This window comes from Elusimicrobiaceae bacterium, from assembly GCA_028700325.1.
Lineage (GTDB): Bacteria > Elusimicrobiota > Elusimicrobia > Elusimicrobiales > Elusimicrobiaceae > JAQVSV01.
The window spans coordinates 1-15,871 of sequence record JAQVSV010000050.1; the positions used below are offsets into that span (position 1 = coordinate 1).

General features: G+C 58.9%; 13 protein-coding genes. 8 read left to right on the plus strand and 5 right to left on the minus strand.

Translation table 11 applies throughout. The features are described 5' to 3' along the window. The 5 genes from PHW69_07145 to PHW69_07165 all read right to left on the minus strand — a co-directional run. A partial coding sequence (locus tag PHW69_07145) for a hypothetical protein (protein ID MDD4004963.1) occupies positions 1-300 on the minus strand: 300 nt, incomplete at its 3' end. Between the two features lie 2 nt (positions 301-302). Then, entirely contained in the window at positions 303-1,379 is a 1,077-nt protein-coding gene (locus PHW69_07150; GenBank protein MDD4004964.1) for a carbamate kinase, read from the minus strand. Positions 1,380-1,461: 82 nt separating this feature from the next. After that, positions 1,462-2,160 carry a poly-gamma-glutamate hydrolase family protein gene (locus PHW69_07155; protein ID MDD4004965.1) on the minus strand — a complete coding sequence of 233 codons (699 nt, stop codon included), beginning with the start codon at positions 2,158-2,160 and terminating at the stop codon, positions 1,462-1,464. Positions 2,161-2,236: 76 nt separating this feature from the next. Beyond that, a complete protein-coding gene (locus tag PHW69_07160; protein ID MDD4004966.1) occupies positions 2,237-3,250 on the minus strand; it encodes an ornithine carbamoyltransferase in 1,014 nt (337 codons plus the stop codon). A gap of 34 nt (positions 3,251-3,284) precedes the next feature. After that, positions 3,285-4,487 carry a YgeY family selenium metabolism-linked hydrolase gene (locus PHW69_07165; GenBank protein ID MDD4004967.1) on the minus strand — a complete coding sequence of 401 codons (1,203 nt, stop codon included), beginning with the start codon at positions 4,485-4,487 and terminating at the stop codon, positions 3,285-3,287. A gap of 132 nt (positions 4,488-4,619) precedes the next feature. On the opposite strand from PHW69_07165, the gene PHW69_07170 reads away from it, so the two are divergent. The 8 genes from PHW69_07170 to PHW69_07205 form a co-directional block, all read left to right on the plus strand. Continuing rightward, positions 4,620-6,806: a PBP1A family penicillin-binding protein gene (locus PHW69_07170; protein ID MDD4004968.1), complete on the plus strand. Its 2,187-nt coding sequence runs from the start codon at positions 4,620-4,622 to the stop codon at positions 6,804-6,806. Further along, positions 6,806-10,012, plus strand: coding sequence for a CarD family transcriptional regulator (locus PHW69_07175; protein ID MDD4004969.1), 3,207 nt, complete (start codon positions 6,806-6,808; stop codon positions 10,010-10,012). The genes PHW69_07170 and PHW69_07175 overlap by 1 nt, the downstream gene beginning before the upstream one ends. Positions 10,013-10,029: 17 nt before the next feature. Beyond that, on the plus strand, positions 10,030-10,881 hold the full coding sequence (locus PHW69_07180) for a peptidylprolyl isomerase (protein MDD4004970.1): 852 nt from the start codon (positions 10,030-10,032) through the stop codon (positions 10,879-10,881). Then, positions 10,862-11,959 carry a peptidylprolyl isomerase gene (locus tag PHW69_07185; protein ID MDD4004971.1) on the plus strand — a complete coding sequence of 366 codons (1,098 nt, stop codon included), beginning with the start codon at positions 10,862-10,864 and terminating at the stop codon, positions 11,957-11,959. The genes PHW69_07180 and PHW69_07185 overlap by 20 nt, the downstream gene beginning before the upstream one ends. Positions 11,960-12,020: 61 nt before the next feature. Further along, positions 12,021-12,983 carry a 4-hydroxythreonine-4-phosphate dehydrogenase PdxA gene (gene pdxA, locus PHW69_07190; protein ID MDD4004972.1) on the plus strand — a complete coding sequence of 321 codons (963 nt, stop codon included), beginning with the start codon at positions 12,021-12,023 and terminating at the stop codon, positions 12,981-12,983. Beyond that, positions 12,980-14,782, plus strand: coding sequence for a tetratricopeptide repeat protein (locus PHW69_07195; GenBank protein MDD4004973.1), 1,803 nt, complete (start codon positions 12,980-12,982; stop codon positions 14,780-14,782). The genes pdxA and PHW69_07195 overlap by 4 nt, the downstream gene beginning before the upstream one ends. 68 nt (positions 14,783-14,850) lie before the next feature. Further along, on the plus strand, positions 14,851-15,387 hold the full coding sequence (locus PHW69_07200; GenBank protein ID MDD4004974.1) for a periplasmic heavy metal sensor: 537 nt from the start codon (positions 14,851-14,853) through the stop codon (positions 15,385-15,387). A gap of 1 nt (position 15,388) precedes the next feature. Next, on the plus strand, positions 15,389-15,871 hold a 483-nt coding region (locus PHW69_07205), incomplete at its 3' end, for a hypothetical protein (GenBank protein ID MDD4004975.1).

Genomic DNA, 15,871 nt, shown 5'->3' on the forward strand with positions numbered 1-15,871 from the left:
TATGTAAAGCGACCCGAGCCCGAATTTGCGGGCCGTTCGCGGCACGTCGTAAAGCGGAGTCATGCCCACGCGCACCGGCGGAAAACTTTCCGCCTTTGCTGCCGGCAGAACCGGCAGATACCGCAAAACCGAACACTCCGAATTGGCCGCAAGGCTTTCGCGGTTCAGCGTTTCGGCGGCCTGCGCATAGTCGTACAGAACATTCAGGTTGCCGCCGCAATGCGGACATAGATATCCGCTAAAAGAAGCGGCCTGCTTCTTTTCGCAGTTCAGGCATTCGAACCCGGTGTACCGGCCCATACTTATGGCACTATCGTGGTGCCGGCTTTGCCCCGGAGGGTTTCCTCAAAAAGCTCGGTCTTGGAGATATAAGCCACGCTGCCGCCGTTTTTGACAAACTCGAGCGCCGCCTTGATCTTGGGGCCCATCGAACCGGCGGGGAAATTGCCTTTGTCATAAAGATCCTGCGCCTCTTTGACGGTAAGCCTGCGCAGGTCTATCTGGTCGGGTTTCTGGTAATTGAGCTTAGCGCCGTCCTCGCCGGTAAAAACCGTCAGGCTGACATCCAGCTCACTGCCGCGCGCTCTGGCGCGTTTTAACAGCATCACGCCCAGCAGGGCCGACGCAAGGTCCTTGTCAATAACCGCCTCCACCCCGCGGTACACTTTCGCGCCTTCTCTGCCTTTGAACACTATATCGTAATTGGTGCGGTATTCGCCGTTTTGGCACTCGGTTTCCACGACGGGGATTCCGCCGCCGCCCACGGTGATAGGCACCAGGCCCGCGTCAAGCAGGGCTTCCACAGCTTCAATTTCCACTATATCAACCGGATCCGGCGAGGGCACAACTTTGCGCCACACTTCCTCGCCTTTATCGTTTTTCTTGTAACACTTCACCGCCCAGCCGTTTTTGTCGCGCCGGTCCTCGGCTTCCTGTCGGCTGTAAGCCGGGCCGACGTATTTGGTGGGGTTCTGAAAACCGGGATCGTCTTTGTTCACCACAACCTGAGTAACCAGCCCGGCGGCCTTTTTCGCTATTCCCCGCACCGCCAGTTCGCTGTTAAGCTGGGCCAGCATATACGCCATCGCGCCCTGGGTATCCGCACCGCAGATATCAAGCGGAATGGGGTGCAGGATCGAACGGGAATGCTCCGACCGCAGCAGAATATTCCCCACCTGCGGGCCGTTGCCGTGCGTAAGCACAAACAGATCGCGGGGATGTTTTTCCAGAATATCGGCGACCAGTCTGGTGGTGTCGGCCGTTTTCTGCCACTGCATGGCGATATCCGGCACGAGCGACTTGCCGGTTTTGGGATCGGTAATGCCTGTCGGCGACACTTCATTGCCGCCAAAAGCGAATATTCGCAACACTTTCTTCATGGTTCCTCCGGATAATTTGCGCGCGGGCCTGCCGCACGGTCTGCAAAACGATCCCCTAAAATATAGCAAAATATATGTAAGGCTAGTAGTGCCGGCGTTGCCGCGCCGTTGCGCGCGGCGGACGGAACCCCATTGAAAAACGCCGGAGATACCGCGTTACCGTTTGGCGCAAAACAGAGCAAAACCGCGCCCGCTCACGGCTGTTGGTTTCAAGCTCTTTCGATATTCCCGCGGAAAATTCGAACTGAAGACCCTGTTTTTCCGCGCGGTTGACTATGTTGTCCGGGCTTACGCCCGGCAGCCGCCCGCATGGCGCTTCAACCGAGAAACCGGCCGCCTTCAGTTCTTCCGCCGTTTCGGCCCGCAGCCCGGCGTTGCCGCCGCCCAGACAGATCACATCGCCGGTTTCGCGCTGGTCATGCATCGCGAGCCCTATGACGGATGTTCGGGCCAGCGCCAGAGCGCGCGGCTCGTCATAATGGGCCGCGGTGACATGCAGGCTCCGCGCCGTGGCGGAATCAAGCGCGATAAACGCGTAGAAATTCCAGCTGTCACCGGCGCATTCGCGGGCTATCAAGTCGGTTCCCGGTTCCAGCAGGCCCCCGTGCGGCGCGAACACCGTCACCGGCGCGCCCCGGTTTTCGCTGATGACGGAATAGGCTATTCCTTCGGGATTCTCAGCCGCCATCCCGCCGAAATCACCGTATTTGTCAGCCGCGTGAATGCCGCCGGAAAAACCCGCGGGCATGACCGCCATTACGGCCAGAATGTATTTTCTCATAGAAAAATTATACCTGAAAAAAAGCGGGCCGGACTTTCTGCAGTCCGGCCCGCGCCATTACAATTTCACGCACGGTCTACGGGCGCCCGCCCATAGTGAGGGCCTGTATGGCCTTTACGGTGTGCAGCCGGTTTTCCGCCTGATCGAACACGATGCTCTGCGGCCCGTCAATAACCGCGTCTTCCACTTCCGCGCCTCGGTCCGCCGGAAGCGGATGCATATACACCGCTTCGGGCTTTGCGAGTTTCATGCGCTTTTCGGTGCAGACCCAGTCCTTATACTTGTTGAGAATTTCCATGCCGACGCGCTTTTTATCCTCTTCCGGCACGCCCTGATCCGCCAGATACTGGTGGCAGCCCCATGATTTGGGATACAGAACAATGGCGTCCTTGAAAGACTCGTCCATCTCATGCACGATTTCGAATTTGCTGCCCGATTCCCTGGCGTATTGCTTCGCCGCTTCCACGGTGCGGGGCATCAGGTTGAATTCCCTGGGGTGGGCGAGAGTCACGTCCATGCCGAAACGCGGCATCAGCGTGATCAGGCCCTGCGGCACGGACAGAGGCCGCGCATAAGCGGGCGCATAGGTCCACGAAATGACGAATTTCATGCCGCGCAGGCTGGTTCCGAATTTTTCGCGGACCGTCATGAGGTCGGCGATGCTCTGGCAGGGGTGATCCACGTCGCACTGCAGGTTGATCACCGGGATATCCGAATACTGCGCGACCTCGCGGATGTATTTGTTGCCGATGCCGTAAAAACAGTTGCGGATCGCTATGCCGTGCCCGTAACGCGAAAGCACCTTGCCGGTGTCCTTGGGCGTTTCGCCGTGCGAAATCTGCATCTTGTCCGGCGTGAGGTCGTGCGCGTGTCCGCCCAACTGGGTCATGCCGGCTTCGGTCGAGTTGCGGGTGCGGGTGGACTGCTCGAAAAACATCATGAACAGCGTCTTGTCCTGCAGAATGCGGTGCGCTTCGTTAAGCGAAAACCGGCGTTTGAGATCCGCCGCGACATCCAGCACGGTTTCCAGTTCCTCTTTGGACCAGTCTACGGTTTCAATCCAGTCTTTCCCTCTAAGCATGCTCTTCATAGGTTCGGTATTCTCCTTGATTTGGCGGCTGAATTCAATGATTCACAATCAGATACTGCGGCACGGCAGCGTAGAAAACGGCCGCCTTGAGCAGGTCTTCCACCTTAACGTGCTCGTTGACGGTGTGCGCGTAGACCTCGTCGGCGGGGCCGAACCCGATCGTGGGGATTTTCAGCCGGCCCGCGCTGGCCACGCCGTTGGTGGAAAACACCCACTTGCCGGCTTTCTGTTTCTTGCCGTGCACCAGCTCGGCGGCTTTGAGGCCCGCCCGCACCAGCTTATGGTTTTCCGGCAGCACCCAGGTGGGGAAATACTTTTCCTGGCCGACTTTAAGGCCCGTCCACGCGACCGCCTCGTACCGCAGCACCTCCACTTTCGCTTTCGCTTTTTTTACCGACGGCAGCTTCGCGATTTCCGCCACGGCGGATTTCATGGTTTCGCCCGCCGTAAGCCGGCGGTCCAGATAAATCGTGCATTCGTCCGGCACGGCGTTGAGCGACGGGGTCTTGCATTCCGTGGAGGTCACCGCCACGGTGCCCTTGCCAAGAAATTTGTCTTTTTTAAGCCGGTCGTTAAGTTTGGTGATCTCGAGCGCGATCGGCGCCATTTTGACGATCGCGTTGTCGCCCCGTTCCGGCGCGGAAGCGTGGCACGAACGGCCTTTGGTGACCACTTTCATTTCCATGCGGCCGCGGTGCCCGCGATACACCTGCAGATTGGTCGGCTCGGTCAGCACCACATAGTCAGGCCTGATCTTCTCTTTATTGATAATGTGCAGAAGCGGCAGCCCGTCGCAATCCTCTTCCATGCAGGAACCCACCACTATAAAGGTATAGTCCCCGCCCAGCCGCTGTTCCTTTATAAGCTTGGCGGCGTAAACCATGGAAACCATCGCCAGCTTCTGGTCAGTCGAGCCGCGCCCGTAAATCACGCCTTTTTCAAATTTGCCCCTGAACGGGTCCCACTTCCAGGCTTTGGGGTCGCCGATGCCTACGGTGTCTATATGCGCGTCCAGCATGATTTTCGTTTTGCCGGTGCCCAGAAACCCGATCACATTGCCCATCTTGTCGAGCGTCACCCTGTCAAACCCCACTTTCTTCATTTCCTGCGCGATGCGCCTGGCCACTTTTTCCTCGGTGGTGGAAAACCCCGGTATGGCTACAAGATCGCGCGCGAACTGCACCATTTCAGTTTCATATTTGGCCACGGCTTCTGCGAGTATTTTTCGGTCGAGCATTCTATCCTCTTTTGTCGCTTGAAATCATACTGCGAAAATGCAAACTCGTAATAATTGTACTCTTTTTTATGGTAAAAGCAATACGCCCGCCGTTAGCGGCAAAGCGCCGCGCGGTTTAGTATAATGATTGCAATGATTAAACCACTTTCGCGCTTTAAACCGCGCGCGTACCTTTGTCTGGCGACGCTGGCGGCGGCTGTTATGATAATATGCGCCGCGGCGGGCATGCGGGTCGTGCTGGCAGGGCTGCCGTCAATAGACCTGCTGGAAGATTACACACCCTCGCTTTCCACAAAAGTTTTTGACAAGGACAACCAGCTCATCGCCGAATTCACAGTCGAACGCCGCGCGCTCATCCCGCTAGACCAGATCCCGAAAAACATGCAGAACGCCGTGCTGGCGATGGAGGACGATGATTTCTACAACCACTGGGGCATCTCGCCGCTGGGCATAATCCGCGCCGCGCTCAGCGACCTGCGCTACGGCCGGGCGAAGCAGGGCGCGTCCACGATAACGCAGCAGCTGTCGAAGAACCTGTTCCTGTCGCCTGAAAAAAAAATCATAAGAAAACTGCGTGAAATAATCATCTCCATGCAGATCGAGAGCCAGTTCAGCAAAAAAGAAATACTGCAGCTTTACCTGAACCAGATTTATTTCGGCGAAGGCGCTTACGGCGTGCAGGAAGCCTCGAAACGTTATTTCAGCAAACGCATTGACCAGCTTACGCTGGCGGACTGCGCGCTGCTTGCCGCGATGATCGCCGCACCCACCAGATTCACTCCGTTCGGCCACGCCGACCGCGCCCAGACCCGCCGTGCCGCCGTGCTCTACCGCATGAAGGATGTGGGCTATATCACCCGGGAGGAATACGAAGCGGCCAGGAAAGAGCCACTGCCGCTGGAAAAAACTCCAATCGTGCAGACGAAAGCGCCCTATTTCGTGGAATATGTGCGCCGCCAGCTGGAACCAAAATACGGCGTCGACACGCTGTGGAAAGGCGGCCTGAAAATTTACACCACGCTGGATCTGAACGCCCAGCTCGCCGCGGAAGAGATAATGAGCCGCAGTCTGGAAAAACTCGACGAAAGCGTGCAGCAGGAAATCGCCGAAAAAATCAAAAACAGCGTTTCGGGCGCGGAAACGTGCAAGAAAGTCGTTTCAGCCTGCGCGCCGGACGACCCGGACTGCGTAGAAAAAACCGTGGACTGTTCCAGCGCGGCCGTCAGCACCAGCTCGTTCAAGCTGCAGGGCGCGTTTCTGGCGATGGACATAAAAACCGGCGCCCTGCGCATGATGATCGGCGGGCGGGATTACAGCGAAACCCAGTTCAACCGCACCACGCAGGCGTTGCGGCAGCCGGGCTCCACGTTCAAGCCGTTTGTGTGGATGTCGGCGCTGATGAACGGCTACACGGCGGCTTCCCTTGTCAACGACTCGCCGATGACTTTTTACTTTGACGGGCGCAACTGGCGCCTGTTCGACGACTCGTCGGGCATGTTCGCGATGGATCTGGCCACGCAGGCCTTCACCGGCGACAAGGAGTTCAAGATCTGGGTGCCCGGCAACTATGACGGGAAAGTAATGGGGCAGATAACCTTGCGCAGAGGGCTGGAGCTGTCGCGCAATCTGGTGTCAATCTACCTTATTGACAAGCTAGGGCCCACCGTGGTGGTCGCGACCGCGCGCAGGGCGGGCATCGGGCACAAGATGGCGCCGGTTCTGTCGCTGGGGCTGGGCACCAACGCGGTTACGATGCTGGACATGGTCAACGCGTTCGCCACGTTCGCCAACAGCGGCATAAAGGTGGAACCTTACGCGATTGACCGCGTGCTCGACAACACCGGCAAGGTGCTGGAGCAGAATATCCCCACGGAAAGCGAACAGTTTTCACCGCAGCAGGCGTTTCTGATAACCAATCTCATGCGCGGCGTAGTCGAACAGGGCACCGCGATGGGCGCGCGCGCGCTTGGCCGGCCTCTGGCCGGAAAAACCGGCACCAGCCAGGACCACCGCGACCTGTGGTTTATCGGCTCCACGCCCGACATGACGGCGGCGGGCTGGGTGGGTTACGACGATTTTTCCTCAATCGAAAGCAAAGACTGGACTGGCGGCGGCACGGTAGTGCCCTGGTGGACGGAGATAATGCAGACCGCGCTCAAAGACACGCCAGTGCGCGATTTCACCGTGCCGGACGGCATAACTTTCGTGCAGATAGACCCGCGCACCGGAAAGCTGGCTCTGCCGACCACGCGCAGGAAGTTTCTCGAAGCATTCATCAAGGGAACGGAACCGCGGTCTTTCTCGGAAATAGACGATTGATGCCCGCGGCACAGTTTCCTCTCGGCGAACTGACCGGGCTGAACGGAACCGGCAGCAAAGCGTATTATCTTCTGGCTCTCATAGCCCGGACAGGCGCGGCGGTCTATATAGGCCCGTCGGACGAAGAGCTCTCGGAAATGCATGACGCGCTGGCGGGAGTCGCCTCGCTGTTTTACCCGGATCTTGAGTTCGACACCGTCTTCCTCGGCGCGGGCGCGCTCGACAAAACGGCGGCGCTCGAGCCGCTCGCGCGGCGCCAGAAAAACCGGAAACTCATTATTACCGCAACACCCGACGCGATCACCGCGCCGCTTCCCTCCAGAACCGATTATCTCGCAAAAAGCGTTAAACTCGACAGCAACGCCGCCCTGCCGCGCCACCGGCTGCTCGACGCCTTGGAAACGGCGGGCTACAAGCGGGCGGAATTCGTGGAGGAGCCGGGCGAATACGCCGCGCGCGGCTCGGTGATTGATATTTTCAGCCCCGTGCCGCAGTATCCGGTACGGCTGTACTTTTCCGGCAACGAGATTGAAAGCATCAGGATGTTCGACATAGACTCACAGGCCACCAAATCGCTGTTGAAAACCTTCACGGCGCTGCCGCTCGCGTTTGAAAGGGAAACGGCAACGCTGGCCGGCTGGCTTGACGGCGGCTGCGCCTGGGTTGTGGACCGGAGCCTTGCGTCCGACGCGGATTTCTCGCGGCTGCCGTCATTTGAAAACCGGGCGGTTTTCCTGCCGCAGGAAAAAACCGGCGCGCCAGGCGCCGTGAATCTTGATTTCGCGCGCAGCATGAATTTCACGGGCAATTTCCGGCTGCTTGAAAACGAGATAAAACGGCTGCGCCAAACCGGGCTCACGGTCATTCTCAGCTGCCTCAACCGCGGCGAGCTGGAACGTTTTGACGAACTGCTGGCAAACGGCGAATCGCGCAGGCTGGCCTCGTTCGCCATTTCCGCGCTGAAGGAAGGTTTTATTTACAGGCCGGGGAAAATTGCGGTCATCACGTCGTCCGAGGTGCTTAACCGCCGCTACGCCGCCAGTTCGCTGCTCGCGAAATACGACCGCAGCCGCGCAAAACGCATCCGGTTCAAAGACCTCGCCAAAGGCGATTACGTCGTGCATGAGGATTACGGCATAAGCCGCTATCTGGGCCTGAAAACGCTCACTCCGCACGGCGGCGGGGAAGAAACGGAGTGCCTCGCGCTGGAGTTTAAAAACCGGCACCGGCTGTATGTGCCGCTTTATGATTTCCGCAAAATCCAGAAATTCATAGGCGGGGGCGGGCGCCCGCCCAGGCTCTCCCTGCTGGGCGGCAAAACATGGAACGAAGTGAAAAACCGGGTAAAGGAGAACGTGCGCGAGACGGCGCGGGAACTCCTTAAAAACGAAGCCCTGCGAGCCGGTTCGCATACGGACGCGCTGCTGGGCGACCCCAGAATTGAAACCGAATTCGCCGACTCTTTCCCTTACGAAGAAACGGAAGACCAGCGCCGCGCGATCCGCGCCGTGCTCGCCGACCTCGCGCTGGACAGACCGATGGACCGGGTGCTGATAGGCGACGTGGGGTTCGGCAAAACCGAAGTGGCCATGCGCGCCGCCATGCGCGCCGCGCTCAGCGGCCGGCAGACAGCCGTGCTCGTGCCGACCACGGTGCTGGCGGCCCAGCACTACCGCACTTTCACCGAACGGATGGCGGGGTTTCCGGTCAGCATCGCGATGCTGTCGCGCTTCCAGCCGCCCGCCGAGCAGAAGAAAACCGTAGCCGACATCAAAGCCGGAATTCACGATATCGTCATAGGCACGCACCGCCTGCTGTCGAAAGACATCGGTTTTAAGGCGCTCGGCCTCAGCATTATAGACGAGGAGCATCGGTTCGGCGTTAAACAGAAGGAAAAGATACGCAGTTTAAAAAGCGGCGGGCACTGCCTGCTCCTGTCGGCCACGCCGATCCCCCGCACGATGAATCAGGCTTTGGCCAATCTCAGGAGCATTTCCGTCATCGAAACTCCGCCCAGGGGCCGCGTGCCCATCCATACCCGCGTGATGCCGTGGAACGACGACGTGGCCGCTTCCGCCGTGCGCGACGAACTGGCCCGCGGCGGGCAGGTGTTTTACGTGCACAACCGGGTGCGCACGCTGCCCAGCCGGATGGCGCATCTGAAAAAAATCATGCCGGAAATAAAAATCTGCATGGGGCACGGGCAGATGCGCGAGGCCGAGCTGGAAAAAACCATGTGGTCGTTTTACAGCCGGGAATACGACGTGCTGCTCGCTTCCACGATCATCGAAAGCGGGCTGGATGTGCCGGGCGTCAACACTCTCATTGTGGAAAACGCGCATGAATTCGGGCTGGCGCAACTGTATCAGCTGCGCGGGCGCATCGGGCGCGGCAGCAAAAAAGCCAACTGTTACCTTTTCTACCCGGCGTGGCTTGAGCACAGTCCGCTGGATTTTGTGCCCGACGCCGAGATTCCCGGGATCAAACCGTCCGGAAAAGCGGCGGAGGATGGGCTTGCGGACGAAGCCGATTCCAAAAGCATGTCGGAGGAGGCCCGCAAGCGGCTGTCCGCCCTGATGGAGTTTGGAGAGCTGGGCTCCGGATTCCGGCTGGCGCTGCGCGATCTTGAAATACGCGGGGCCGGAGAGTTGCTCGGCACAAACCAGCACGGGTTTCTCAACGAAGTGGGCCTGAATTTTTTCTGCGAACTGCTCGCGGGCGAGGTCAAACGCCAGCAGGGCACGGAGGAGCGAAGAGAGGAAACCGCGTCGGTGGAGATCAACGCGCCGGCCTTCATACCGGAAAGCTATCTGCCTGACGAGAATGAACGGCTCCGGTGCTACAAACGCCTGCTCGACGCCGAGCCTCCGAAAGCGCGCGTGATTTTCGCCGAACTGGCGGACCTGTGCGGCCCGGTGCCGGAAAGCGTGCTCAATATAGCGGCGGTGGTGGAACTGCGCAGGCTGGCCGGTCGGGCGGGCATCCGTTCGCTTGAGCAGACCGAAACGGGTTTCGAGCTGACCTTCCGCAAGGGAACCCGCTTTCCGCCGCAGGCGCCAGGAAAAATACTGGAGATGTTTAAAGGCGCGGTGCGGTTCACGTCCGGCCCGTCGGGCGACGGTATGAAAATAATGGAACGCAGCGCAAAACCGCTCGAATTCGCGCGCGACGCGGTGCTGTTCTTGAGCAGTCTTGCCGGAAAATGATAGAGTAACCTTTGGCTATGGATATTATAAAAACGGCGGCGGCGGCGCTGTGCGCGGCAACGCTGGCCTGCGCGTGTTCAAAGAAAAACGAAACGGCACCGCCGGAAAAACCAGCGCTGGCGCGCGTCGGCTCCGGCTATATCACGCCTGACGAATATAAAGCGAAAATAACCGACGTGTCGGCCAGATTCCAGAATTATCTCGCCACGCCAAGCGGGAAAAAACAGTTTCTTCAGATCCTCATCCGCGAAAAACTCATTCTCGCCGCCGCCAAAGACAGCGAAGTGGCGAACAATCCTGCTTTCATACAGGAAACCCGCAGAATGCGCGAAGACATGGAAACCCGGTTCAGGGAATTTCAGGACTACACGCTCACCCGCATGTGGCTTGAAGAATTGCGCAAAAACGGCACGCTGACGGTGACGGACAAGGAAATCCAGAAATACTACAACGAATACCCCGAGGAATATACCATCCGGCATATTCTATGCGGCAGCTCGGCGGAAGCGACCCAGGTTCTCAAACTCGCGAAAAGCTACAAAGCCAGATTTCCCGCGCTGGCGAAAGCCCGGTCCATAGACATGGAAACCGCGGCCAACGGCGGTGCCGTGCCCCCGTTCATCATGGGCGAGTTTCTGCCGGAACTGGAGCAGCCCGTCGCACGGCTGCGAAACGATCAGCCGGAAGGGGTTTTCAAAAGCAAATTCGGCTATCACGTGATCAAGAAAGACGGCGAACGCAGGCTTTCTTTCGATGACGCGCGCGAACGCATAGCGCGCGTGCTGGAGAAGCAGAAACTGGACGGCTATCTCAAATCTATTGAAGAAAAATACAAAGTGGAGGTTCTGGATGAAAACTACAGATATTAGAAAACTGCTGGCGGCCGTTGCGCTGTGCATGCCTGCGCTGTGCGCGGGCGCGGCGGCGGAAGTGCTGGGCGATTCGGTCGCCACGGTCAACGGCGAACCGGTGCTCCGCAGCGAATACGACAAAACGTTCAGGGCGATTGAAGAACAGTACGCCAAGGCCATGCCGAACCTGCTGGCTGACGCCGCGGCTAAAAAAGACCTTCAGAAAAAAGTGCTCGACCAGATGATAGACGACACCCTGCTTACCCAGGCCGCCGAAAAAGCGCAGATCAAAGTGCGCAGCCGCGAGCTCGACGCGGGAATCAGCGAGGTGAAAGCGCGGTTCCAGACTGATGAAACCGGCGCGCCCGTGCCGGAAGCGGAAGCCGAAGCGGCGTTCAACAAAGAACTCAAGGCCGAGGGCATCAGTTATGAGCAGTTCAAGGAACGGATCAAGAAACAGCTGATGGTGCGCAAATACATGGAAGAAAGCATCCGGCCCAAAGCCGCCGCGCCGACCGAAGAAGAAACCAAAGCCTGTTTTGACAGTATTCAGGAACTGATAAAAGGCAGCACGCAATCGTTGAAAGGCATGCCGGCCGAAGACGCGCAGTCGCTCTCCGCGGTCGCACAGCGGATAAAAGACCTGGCCGCCGAACGCGTGCGGGTGCAGCATATTCTTTTCAAAGCGGGCAAAGACACGCCGATTGTGGACAAGCTGAAAAAGAAATCCGAAGCGGACAAAATATGCGCCGAGCTTAAGGCGGGCGGAGATTTCCGTGCCGCGGCTGCAAAATATTCCGACGACAAGGAAAGCGCGGGCCGGGGCGGCGACATCGGGTTCATCATCCGCGGCTGGATGCCCCGGGAATTCGAAGACGCCGCGTTCAGCGCGAACGTGGGCGACATTATCGGCCCCGTGGAAACCGAATTCGGCTACCATATAATCAAGGTCACCGAAAAGAAAGCCAGACAGGATATCGGGTTTGACGACGTGAAAGCGCAGCTCGCCCAGTATCTGGCGGGCAGAAAAGTGCAGAAGGAAATGATCGCCGTGATCAAAGACCTGCGCGCGAAAGCCGCGATTACCATAAAATAAAATCCGCCGAATTGCAAAGCCGGAGGCGTGAAACCCTCCGGCTTTTTCATTGGACGCAGTCATGCCAGCAAAACCTATCATAGCCGTAACAACAGGCGACCCGTGCGGAATAGGGCCGGAAATCACGCTGAAAGCCGCCCGGTCGCCGCGAGTGCGCCGCGAGTGCAGGCTGGTCATAACAGGCGTCCTGCCGGCCGGAGCGGAACTGGCGGAGGAGCAGGAATTCATTGATCTGTCCGGCTACGCGCGCAAACTCGGCCCGGACCGGGATTACCGCACGGGCCGGCCTTCGCGAAAAGGCGGACTGCTCTCTTTCAAAGCGGTTGAACTGGCGACGCAAGCGGTATTGAACGGCAAGGCAAGCGCAATAGTGACCGCGCCGGTTTCCAAACAATCCTGGCAGAAAGCGGGCCTGCCCTATACCGGACACACGGAATTTTTTGAGAAATACTGCCAGTCACCCGGCGCCGCAATGTGTTTTGCGAAAGGCCCGGTCCGGGTAATGACCGTAACCAACCACCTGCCTTTGAAAGCCGTTGCAAGGGAGCTGGACGCGCGGCTCATCGTGTCAAAAACCCTTAAATTCGCCGCCGCGCTTAAAGAGGAAGGGCTGCATAACCCGGAAATAGGGATCGGCGCGCTTAACCCGCATGCGGGCGACGCGGGCAGGCTGGGCGGCGAGGAAATCAGCGTTATAGCCCCGGCGGTTGCCGCACTGCGGCGCAAAGGAGTCAAAGCCTCCGGGCCGCTGCCGGCAGACGCACTTTGGGCCGCCCATCTGACAGGCCGGTTTGACGCTATAGTGGTGCCGTACCACGACTGCGCGCTTATCCCGCTGAAAATACTCAATGGCCCCGCCGCCGTGCATTTTACGGCGGGCCTGCCCATAATACGAACCTCGCCCGCGCACGGCACGGCGTTCGACATAGCGGGCAAAACAATCGCCTGTCCCGCTTCGATGATAGCGGCCGTTCTGCTGGCCGCAAAAACCGCCCGGATCAAAAAAAAGGAAGCCGCGGAATGAACCGGTTAACCGCCGCCGCGCTGAACTTAAAACCTTTGGCCCGGCGCCTGATCCTGTCCGCATTGCTGGCGGGTATGGTACTGGCGGTCTTTCAGCCGCTTTTTAACGCCGGTTTTCTTAATCTGGACGATCCTGCGTATGTGCTGCAAAACACGCGTATAAGAAAGCTGTCGCTGGAAAATTTTAAAACAATTTTTTCTAACCGCGATCTGTCGCTTTACACCCCCCTTGCCACGCTCTCCTACACTTTTGATTACAGCCTGGGCGGCCTCAACCCGGCGATCTACCACATTACCAACATCACGCTGCACGCCGCCAACACCATACTGGTGTTTCTGCTGTGTCTGGCGCTCGGCCTGCCGGAGCCGGCGGCAGTGCTTGCCGCCGCGGCGTTTGGCGCGCACCCTCTGCATGTGGAGTCGGTGGCGTGGATAGCGGAGCGCAAGGATGTGCTGTACGCTTTCTTTTACCTGTCGAGCCTGTTGTATTTTTTAAGGTTCAGACAGCGCGGCGGAAAAACAAGTTACGCACTGGCGCTCGCGCTGTTCGCGCTGTCGGCGCTGGCCAAGCCGATGGCGGTTACCCTGCCGGCCGTACTGCTGCTGTGCGACTGGTTTAAAAACGGAACCGCGCAGGCGCGCCGCAACTGGCAGGCAACACTTCCGTTTTTCGGGCTGGCGGCGGGCTTCATCGCGCTGACGGCGCTGCCGATTCTGACACACCAGACCGACGCCACCGTACAAACCGGCCTGAACGGAATTACCCGCCTGCTCGCCCCGCCCTACGCCTGGCTATGGTATCTGCATAAAACCCTGTGGCCGGGCAGTCTGAGCGGCATGTATGTGACGGAAAACGCAATACCGGCCATGCCGGCTTACGCAATAGCGTTTCTGGCGGTCTGGTCGTGCCTGATTTGTTTTCTGCGGAAAAACCGGACAATCATGTTCGGCGCGATATTTTTCACGGTAACCCTGCTGCCCGTCATCCAGCTTGTCCCGTTCGGGCCAGTGCTGACCGCAGACCGCTATTCCTACCTCCCGGCTTTAGGTATATTTATTCCGCTCTCCGCGCTCGCCGCGGCACTGATCGCGCAAGCCAAAAACCGCGCCGCCGCGCTTGCGGCGGTTTTCCTTGTCATAGGATGGCTGGGTTATCAGGCCAGGCAAAGGTGTTTCGTATGGCGGGACAGCCTTGCCTTCTGGTCCGACACCCTCCGCCGTATCCCCCCAAACCCCATCGCATACGCAAACACCGGCATAGCCTTCATGGAAAACCGCCGCTACGCCGAAGCGGCCGCAATGTTTGGCGCGGCCCGGAAACTGGAGCCGGACAATCCGCTTCACGCCGTGAATCTGGCCGGCGCGCTCTATGAACAGAAGAAATACGAAGCGGCGATGGCGGTTCTGGCTCAAGCGGAGCGGACGGATCCGGCCTGCCCGTCCGTGCTTTTCAATCTCGGCCGACTGGCGGGCCTGCGCGGCGATTATCCTGCCGCGCGCAGTCGTTTTACAGCATTGCTTGCCAATCCTCAATACCGCGCCATGGCCTATGCCGGGCTGGGCACGATCAGCCTCCATTCCGGCGATTTTCCGGACGCAGTACGCCAATACACCCTCTCACTGGAGCTGGATCGGCAAAACAGCCGGACCATGGCGCTGCTCTCTTCGGCCTGTTACAACGCGGGCGACACGAAAACCGCCCGGCTCTGGCTGAACAAAGCCATCAAGTCCGGATATAGCCCCGCGGAAACACCCGCCCGTATTCTCACACCCTCCGGTTCCGGCGCGCGGCTGCAATAAATTGCCCGGGCCGCGCGTTATTATACCAGCCGGCGCATGCATAACCGGCAAACAAAAGGAGATATTTTATGAACGCAAACCGCGTTTGCAAGCTGCTGTTGGCGGGACTGTTCGCAACTGCCGCTTTTGGCTCGGCAGTCATATCGGCGCAGGAAGATTTTGAGGAGGACGGAAACCAGCCTCCTTCGCAGGAAAGGATGGGCGGCAGGCCGGGCGGCATGGGCATGGACGATACCGGACTCAGCGACGAGCTGGCCGCGCAAGTCAAAAAAATCAAATCGGACTGCCAGGCCAAGATGAAACCGCTGCTGAAAGAACTGCGCGCTAAAAAAACGGCGATAACCGACGAACTCAAAAAAGAAGAATACAGCGCGGACGCGGCGCGTAAACTGCAGGCCGAAGCCAAAACCGTCGAAGCGAAAATAAGCGATCTTAAAACAGAGGAACTGATCTCGCTGCGGGCGGCGCTCCCGGCTCAGGATTTCGCGAAAGCCGCCAAAACAATGCAGGGCGGAATGCGCGGCGGCGGTAATGGCATGCGCGGCGGACGCGGCGGAAAACACGGCTCGCGGTCAGACGGTTCCGCCGGGCAGACAGGCGAATAGTATGCATGCCGCGCCACGAGTTGCTGTCTGCGGCCTTGCGGCGCTCGCCGGCCTTGTGTTCGCCGGCTGCGCCACGCCGAAAATAGTCAGCGGCTGGCAGGCACGCCCGCTGACGGTGGACGGCGCCGCGCGGGACTGGACACCCGGAAACAATACCGACGCTTCCGGTTTCATAGTGGCGGCGGTCAACGACGACAAGTATCTGTATTTTTATGCCGAGCCGGATTCATCGTCGGCGCGAAAAATTCTCTCGCAAGCGGCCGACCGGCATTTGACCATCTGGCTTAACGCCGACGAGAGAAAGGAACGCACGCTGGGCATTCAGTTCGGATCCGCACCCGATGCCTTTCCCGGAACAGCCAGGCGTGAACCGGAGCCCGCCGGCCCGGCGGAACAAACCGGCGCGGACCGGCTAAGCGGCAACGCACAAGATGAACTTGACGAGCCGCAGGAACCGGCGCCTCGGGAAATAAATCCCGAACCG

Coding starts and splice junctions, on each gene's coding strand:
- PHW69_07165 (MDD4004967.1), bottom strand. CDS start 4,487: ATGCTCGACCGAAAAATACTCGCAGAAGCCGTGGCCAAATATGAAACT.
- PHW69_07195 (MDD4004973.1), top strand. CDS start 12,980: ATGAACCGGTTAACCGCCGCCGCGCTGAACTTAAAACCTTTGGCCCGG.
- PHW69_07175 (MDD4004969.1), top strand. CDS start 6,806: ATGCCCGCGGCACAGTTTCCTCTCGGCGAACTGACCGGGCTGAACGGA.
- PHW69_07200 (MDD4004974.1), top strand. CDS start 14,851: ATGAACGCAAACCGCGTTTGCAAGCTGCTGTTGGCGGGACTGTTCGCA.
- PHW69_07150 (MDD4004964.1), bottom strand. CDS start 1,379: ATGAAGAAAGTGTTGCGAATATTCGCTTTTGGCGGCAATGAAGTGTCG.
- PHW69_07155 (MDD4004965.1), bottom strand. CDS start 2,160: ATGAGAAAATACATTCTGGCCGTAATGGCGGTCATGCCCGCGGGTTTT.
- PHW69_07160 (MDD4004966.1), bottom strand. CDS start 3,250: ATGAAGAGCATGCTTAGAGGGAAAGACTGGATTGAAACCGTAGACTGG.
- PHW69_07170 (MDD4004968.1), top strand. CDS start 4,620: ATGATTAAACCACTTTCGCGCTTTAAACCGCGCGCGTACCTTTGTCTG.
- PHW69_07185 (MDD4004971.1), top strand. CDS start 10,862: ATGAAAACTACAGATATTAGAAAACTGCTGGCGGCCGTTGCGCTGTGC.
- pdxA (MDD4004972.1), top strand. CDS start 12,021: ATGCCAGCAAAACCTATCATAGCCGTAACAACAGGCGACCCGTGCGGA.
- PHW69_07180 (MDD4004970.1), top strand. CDS start 10,030: ATGGATATTATAAAAACGGCGGCGGCGGCGCTGTGCGCGGCAACGCTG.